The 6,986-nt window shown below is 33.0% G+C and carries 6 protein-coding genes; 4 read left to right on the top strand and 2 right to left on the bottom strand.

What is annotated here, in order from left to right; all coding sequences use genetic code 11:
- Positions 1-104: 104 nt before the first annotated feature.
- Together ACODH8_RS12850 and ACODH8_RS12845 are read right to left on the bottom strand one after the other, a co-directional pair.
- Positions 105-2,126 (bottom strand): pectate lyase-like adhesive domain-containing protein, encoded by a 2,022-nt coding sequence (locus tag ACODH8_RS12850; RefSeq protein WP_420517757.1) that lies wholly within the window; start codon positions 2,124-2,126, stop codon positions 105-107.
- A 376-nt stretch (positions 2,127-2,502) separates the two neighbouring features.
- The gene (locus tag ACODH8_RS12845) at positions 2,503-3,498 is read right to left on the bottom strand and encodes a YhdH/YhfP family quinone oxidoreductase (protein ID WP_332466670.1); all 996 of its coding nucleotides are present in this window, start codon (positions 3,496-3,498) and stop codon (positions 2,503-2,505) included.
- A 193-nt stretch (positions 3,499-3,691) separates the two neighbouring features.
- Between ACODH8_RS12845 and ACODH8_RS12840 the strand changes: the two genes are divergently transcribed.
- Genes ACODH8_RS12840 through ACODH8_RS12825 form a run of 4 tightly spaced genes read left to right on the top strand, consistent with a single transcriptional unit; the run spans position 3,692 to position 6,977 of the window.
- Positions 3,692-4,234 carry an XRE family transcriptional regulator gene (locus ACODH8_RS12840; protein WP_332466671.1) on the top strand — a complete coding sequence of 181 codons (543 nt, stop codon included), beginning with the start codon at positions 3,692-3,694 and terminating at the stop codon, positions 4,232-4,234.
- Between the two features lie 14 nt (positions 4,235-4,248).
- On the top strand, positions 4,249-5,337 hold the full coding sequence (locus ACODH8_RS12835; protein ID WP_332466672.1) for an ABC transporter ATP-binding protein: 1,089 nt from the start codon (positions 4,249-4,251) through the stop codon (positions 5,335-5,337).
- A gap of 12 nt (positions 5,338-5,349) precedes the next feature.
- Positions 5,350-6,159 carry an ABC transporter permease gene (locus ACODH8_RS12830; RefSeq protein WP_332466673.1) on the top strand — a complete coding sequence of 270 codons (810 nt, stop codon included), beginning with the start codon at positions 5,350-5,352 and terminating at the stop codon, positions 6,157-6,159.
- Complete coding sequence (locus tag ACODH8_RS12825) at positions 6,156-6,977, top strand: ABC transporter permease (RefSeq protein WP_332466674.1); 822 nt, start codon at positions 6,156-6,158, stop codon at positions 6,975-6,977. The genes ACODH8_RS12830 and ACODH8_RS12825 overlap by 4 nt, the downstream gene beginning before the upstream one ends.
- The last annotated feature ends 9 nt before the right edge of the window (positions 6,978-6,986 follow it).

Raw genomic sequence — 6,986 nt, 5'->3', positions numbered from 1 at the left:
AGTCACTTTAACCATAGCAGAAAGGGGTTCTTTTTTCATCACTTAACGGGTGAAGATGAAAAAGTAATTGTAAGCTGCCGTGAGGCAGTTTCACATGGTTTTAATTAAAAGTATGAATTATTCAGGTCATATGTATCCCCATTAACTTTTGTAACTTTCACTTTAACTGTTGCTTCATCTGTCCAGGCATCTCTTTGATCCACAACACCTTCTGGGACAGATACATGTCCAAAAATATATCTATCAGCATTAGTTGGAATTCTTAATTCATCTACAATTGGTTTTGCATTATTTCCACTTATCCGTGATAAATCTCTAATTCTTGTAGGAGCTTTTGTTAAAAAGCTTTTAACATCTGGATCAGTAGTAAATGTTTGCCCAAGTTTATCTGGTAATAACTTCACAGTGAATGTATCTCCTAAAGTTCCCATATATCCACCACTTGCTCCAAAGTTAACCAAAGTCCAGGCTTTATCTGGATTACCATCTATTCGACTTGCTGTATTCCAAATACTCGTATCTGAATTAATTGAATGTAAAGTTGAATTAGCTGTCCCCATCACAGCACGTTTATTAGTTTGAGTAAAATCATAATAAAGCATGTTATCAAATTCTAAAATTGAACCTGCCGCTAAACCAAACGCTGCTCCCGTCCCACCAGCAGTTACTTGAAACTCAGTTCCTGGTCCTGCTACAATATGTGCTCTACTTCCTGACATACCACCTGAACGCTTAGATTTCATAACCACCCTAGAATTTTCATCAAGTAAATTGAACTGAGCATCATTTCCATCAAAATCAATAATTGTTTCATTTGAATCTGACTCTATATAATATTGAGAACCTTCTGTCACATTAATTTTATTTCCAGTTTGATACATTCTTACCGCACCCGCTCTATTGGCAGTTGCTGGATTACCATTAGCATCAATGTCTTTTTTGATAATATTCAATTGTGATTGACCTTTAATATTAAAGGTCATGTCACCTTCCCAACGAAAACGCATAGCTGCCCCTAAGGTATATCCATTATCAGAATCTTGTTCGACTTCCAATTTAGATTGATTATCGACATCAAAAATCCCAAACTGACTTTGCATTAATATTCCTACAGACCATCTTGAATGAACATTTAAGTATGACTTATTATCTACTTTAAAATGAGCATTAGTTCCTTTTACAGCCACTACTCCACCCATATCTGTTCTTCTTTTAGTTTCACCGTAGATGTAGGCTTCACTTGCCATTGAGTCATCACTTGGATTGTCAGGATTTCCTTCAACGTATAATTTAAAATAATTACCTTCTGAAGCAATAATCGGCACGGTAATATTATTTCCAATAAAAGTAGAACCTTTTTGGACATAGAAACCAGGCCCCTCTTCTAAATTCGTCGCATTATTATATTTTGTATAAAAGAATAAATCTCTCGTATCTACTGTTAATTTAGTTTGATTGGTTACTCTAACAGCATACGCTTCAATCAATCGACTCATGTCTGTTCCAATAGATGCCATCCCCGCTGTACTAGTAGCACTTGATGTTCCGTAGTCATTATCAAAAATAGTCTCCAAACCATCAAATATAACTTCTATCGTCGGCCCGTATACAAAGCGTTTTGTATTTCCTTTATTATAAGAAAATCCAGAAATTTTTATTTTCCAATTAAAAGCAGCATCATCAGATTTAATCATAGATGCATTGGGTGCGTTAGCATTAGAGACAGATTCACTACCTTTAAATTCAATGTCTTCTAATTCTAAAATTGATTTTTCAGTTGGATTGGTTGCTAATGTAATTCCTGGTGCTACACGAGCTGCTGTATTACCAAAATCAATATATGGTTTGCTTCCATCTTTAGTTATCCCTTTAATCTTTAAGCTTCTATCCAAAGTCCCTGCAGTTGCACTTGCTACAGATGCTGATGGTGATGGATTTGCAAATGATTCAATGACATTGATTTGTGTAATATCGGGATTGGCTATAGCCTCAGTAAATTCTGACCAATTTGAAACATCTACTTCGGAAGCTTGAACAATTCGCTCTGTACATACAAATGTTATTACTAACATCACTAAAGTTAGAACGCTTTTATAATTTATTCTATACTTTGTTTTATATCGCACTTTTCTCCTCCCCCTAATTAAGTTGTTTAATAAACTTTTTAATTTTTTTAGTTTTTAATATAGTAGAAATACACATTAATAATTATTTATTTGATAGTTTCCATATTAATAACTTTTTCTTAACAACTTTGTGACTACATAAAAAGTATAGAACAGTATTAATTGTCTTTTTTTTATTCTTTTTTTAATTTTTTAAAATTTTTAAAAAATGAACATGTTTTTTTAACTCACCTTTTAAAGATACAGTGTTGATATCAACACTTTGAAGCTTCCAAACGTTCTTTAATGTCCCCTTTAAAAAACAAACAAATAAACCACCTATAAATAAAAAAGCTTCAGGTTTTAACCTGAAGCTCGCTCTAGTTCTATTTAATTTTTAAAGTTTAATCAACGTTCTACCTGAATGAGTTCCTTCTAATATAGAAGAAACAACTTCATTGATGTCATCTAGTGATACTTCAACGGCACCAATTTTTTCTAATAAACTCTTATCTAACTCTTCTCCCACTCGATTCCAAATGGCTTCTTTTCTTTCATTAGGCAATTGAACTGAATCAACTCCTAATAGTTTGATCCCTCTTAAAATAAATGGTAACACTGTTGTAGATAGCTTAATTCCACTAGCATTTCCACATAAAGTGATTGCTCCGCCGTAATTAATTTGAGGTAAAATAGCTGATACAACGTCCCCACCAACTGTATCTAAAACAAAATCATACTCTTGCTTTTGTAATGGTTTGATTTTTTCTGGCATAAATTCATCTAAACTAATCACTTTCGTAGCGCCTAAACTTAATAGGAACTCCTCATTCTTTTTACGTGATAAAGCAGTAATATTTTTATAGCCTAAACTTTTCAGCATAGCAATTCCAATACTTCCAACTCCACCTGTTGCTCCAGTTACAAGAATTCGTGCTTCTTTATCTGATAAACCATTTCTTTCTAACTCATTAATTGATTCAATAGCAGTTACACCAGCTGTTCCAATAATAGCTGCTTCTTTTGGTGTTACGGTTTTAGGTAAAAGAATTGGCCAATCATTAGGAACTCTTACGATTTCACTAAACCCACCAGTATGACTAACACCTAGTCCTTTTCCAGTGATCACAACTGTGTCTCCCACTTTTAAATGAGTTGCTGTTGTCTCCACTACCTCACCAATCGCATCAATTCCTGGAATCATCGGATAACTTCTGATAACGCCACCATTTTTTATTGTTGCTAAGGCATCCTTGTAGTTAACACCTGAATAATTCGTTCTAATTATCGTTTCTCCATCTGATAAATCTGCTAATTGCCACATTTTTACACTTGCTTTAATTTCTTCATTTACTTCTTCTACAACCAAAGCTTTAAAATTTTCGACTGTCATGAAATGCCCTCTTTTCTTTTAATTTTATCATCTATTTAAGTATACCTTATTTTCCATTATTTCTTTGATTAAAATCATTGAATTCTCTTAATCTTTCTTGTATAATTCCGTTGTTAGTAAACTTCTTGTTTAGTATTTTTAAACTTTTGTGCTTTGAAGTTTAGTAAATGTAAACTATGAAACGAGGATATCTATGAATATTGGAAGTAAAATCAAAAATTTGCGTGTTCAAAAGAATCTTACCCAAGAAGAACTTGGAGAACGAACTGACTTAAGTAAAGGATACATCTCTCAACTTGAAAGAAATTTAAGTTCCCCCTCAATGGAAACTTTCTTTTCTATTTTAGAAGTGTTAGGTGTCACACCGAAAGCTTTTTTCGATGAAAAGGAACAAGTTCAACAAGTTGTCTACACCAGTGAGGAACATACTATTTATTATGAAGAAGAAAAAGGATACGAGATCAATTGGTTAGTACCAGATTCTAATGAAAAAGAAATGGAACCAATTATTCTTTCTTTAGATAAAAATGGAGAGTATAAAGAATTTGAACCTTCTATGTCTGATACATTTGGCTTTGTGCTAGAGGGAAGGATATGTGTTGAAATAGGGGCAGATAAGTACTACGCTAATAGTGGAGAAACTATTTACTATCAAGCTTTGAAGAAACATCAAATAAAAAATGACTACGAAGGAACAAGTCGTTTAATTTTAGTAGCAACAAATTCATATTTATAAAAGGGGTGGCTTTAGTGAGTAATACAATTATTCGTTTTGATAATGTGGTAAAAGAATTTGACGACACTGTCGTTTTAAAAGAGGTAAGTTTTGAAATTGAACAAGGTAAATTTTACACCTTGTTAGGACCTTCTGGTTGTGGAAAAACGACCATATTAAGATTAATTGCAGGTTTTTCAGAACCAACATCTGGAGATATTTATTTTGATGGCAAAAAGATTAACCAAGTTCCGGCAAACAAAAGAAAAGTAAACACTGTTTTTCAGGACTATGCTCTCTTCCCTCATATGAATGTCTTTAATAACGTTGCTTTTGGTTTGAAAATCAAAAAAATGAATAAAGACGAAATTGAACGTAAGGTAAAAGATGCTTTACGTATGGTTCAGCTATCAGGTTTTGAAGAAAGACAAATCGGTGAAATGTCTGGTGGACAAAGACAACGCGTTGCAATTGCTCGCGCCTTAGTTAATGAACCGGATATCTTATTACTTGATGAGCCTTTATCTGCTTTAGACTTAAAATTAAGAACTGCTATGCAATCAGAATTACGTGAATTACAAAAACGTCTTGGTATTACTTTTATTTTTGTAACTCACGATCAAGAAGAAGCTTTAGCAATGAGTGACGAAATTTTCGTCTTAAATCAAGGTAATATCGAACAAAGTGGAACACCTCGAGATATTTATGATGAGCCAATCAACCGTTTTGTAGCTGATTTTATTGGGGAAAGTAATATTGTTGATGGTGTCATGTTAGAAGATAACTTAGTTGAATTTGTTGGTAAATCATTTGAGTGTGTTGATGGTGGTATGCGTAAAAATGAACCTATCGAAATTATGATTCGTCCTGAAGATTTAAGTATTGTTCCTGTTTCAAAAGGTAAGCTTATTGCAACTGTGGATTCTTTATTATTTAGAGGAGTTCATTATGAAATCTTTTGTATTGATAAAGAAGGTAACGAATGGACTGTTCACTCAACTCGTCGCGCTGAAGAGGGCCAAGAAGTTGGTATTTACTTTGAACCTGAAGATATTCATGTTATGCGTTTTGGTGAATCCGAAGAAGACTTCGATGCTCGTCTTGAAAGCTATGACGAAGAGTAAGGGGGCTTAGATATGACTGTAAATAAAAGATTATATACTATACCTTACATTTTTTGGTTATTGCTTTTTGTTATCGCACCAGTGTTATTAATTGTTTATCAATCATTCTTTGATACAAATGGGGCTTTCACACTAGCTAACTATCAACAATACTTAACATCTGGTACTTATTTAAAGATGACATTCAACTCAGTTTTCTATGCTTTCTTAATTACTTTTTTTACGTTGTTAATTAGTTATCCAACGGCTTATCTATTAACAAAAACAAAACATAAACAGTTATGGTTAATGCTTATTATTTTACCAACTTGGATTAACCTACTATTAAAAGCTTATGCATTCATTGGCATATTTAGTGTTAATGGTACCATTAATCATTTTTTAGAAATGATTGGTATTGGTAATCAACAAATTCTCTTTACAGATTTTAGTTTTATTTTTGTTGCAACTTATATTGAGATACCATTTATGATTATGCCGATTTTCAATGCACTTGAAGAAATCAATCCATCTCTTATTTCAGCAAGTCGTGATTTAGGGGCAAATGGGGTTGAGACTTTTAGACGTGTTATTTTCCCGTTGTCTTTAAATGGGGTTAAAAGTGGCGTTCAAGCGGTATTTATTCCTTCTTTAAGTTTATTCATGTTAACGCGTTTAATTGGAGGAAACCGTGTTATTACACTAGGTACAGCCATTGAACAACACTTCTTAGTCACTCAAAATTGGGGAATGGGTTCTACTATTGGCGTTATCTTAATTATTACTATGTTCTTTATTATGTACTTAACCAGAGAAAAGAAAAAAGGAGGTAAAACCAAATGACAACTAAAAAATTCAAATGGTCAAACCTTTACCTAATTTTTATTTTCATCTTACTTTATGTGCCAATTTTCTATTTGATTTTCTATTCATTCAATGCTGGTGGTAATATGACTAGCTTCACAGGTTTTACGTTAGAACATTATCAAACTGTTTTTGAAGATGCTCGTCTAATTGGAATTGTGATTAATACTTTCCTATTGGCATTCTTATCAGCTTTAATTGCCACAATTATTGGTACTTTCGGAGCGATGGGGATTCATTTTACTAAGCAACGTGGTATTCGAAATACTGTATTAAGTCTAAACAATGTCCTGATGGTTTCACCTGACGTTATCATCGGAGCTAGCTTTTTAATTCTGTTTACCTTTTTAGGAACATGGTTTGGGTTTAAATTAGGTTTTATCTCTGTTCTTTTATCACATATTGCCTTTAGTATCCCGATTGTTGTGTTAATGGTTTTACCTAAAATTCAAGAGATGAATCATTCTTTAATTGATGCAGCTAGAGACCTTGGTGCAAGTAACTTACAAGTGTTAAGACAAGTTATCTTGCCTTACATCACACCTGGAATTATTGCAGGGTATTTCATGGCTTTTACTTATTCACTTGATGATTTTGCTGTGACTTTCTTTGTAACGGGTAACGGCTTTAGTACACTATCAGTGGAAATCTATTCACGTGCAAGACAAGGAATTAGTTTAGAAATCAATGCTTTAAGTACCCTACTATTCCTATTTTCTATGGTTCTTGTGATTGGTTATTACTTTATCAGCAAAGATTCAACTAATAAAAAACACCGTAAAAAAGTGACACAATAGAAAGGAGAT

Source organism: Vagococcus fluvialis (assembly GCF_048815235.1).
GTDB lineage: Bacteria > Bacillota > Bacilli > Lactobacillales > Vagococcaceae > Vagococcus.
Note: the sequence above shows the minus strand (reverse complement) of the source record. Positions and strands in the feature narration are given on the sequence as shown.

Bases quoted from the DNA above. Each gene is read 5' to 3' on its own strand.
- ACODH8_RS12845 (WP_332466670.1), bottom strand. From the start codon at position 3,498: ATGACAGTCGAAAATTTTAAAGCTTTGGTTGTAGAAGAAGTAAATGAA.
- ACODH8_RS12840 (WP_332466671.1), top strand. From the start codon at position 3,692: ATGAATATTGGAAGTAAAATCAAAAATTTGCGTGTTCAAAAGAATCTT.
- ACODH8_RS12830 (WP_332466673.1), top strand. From the start codon at position 5,350: ATGACTGTAAATAAAAGATTATATACTATACCTTACATTTTTTGGTTA.
- ACODH8_RS12825 (WP_332466674.1), top strand. From the start codon at position 6,156: ATGACAACTAAAAAATTCAAATGGTCAAACCTTTACCTAATTTTTATT.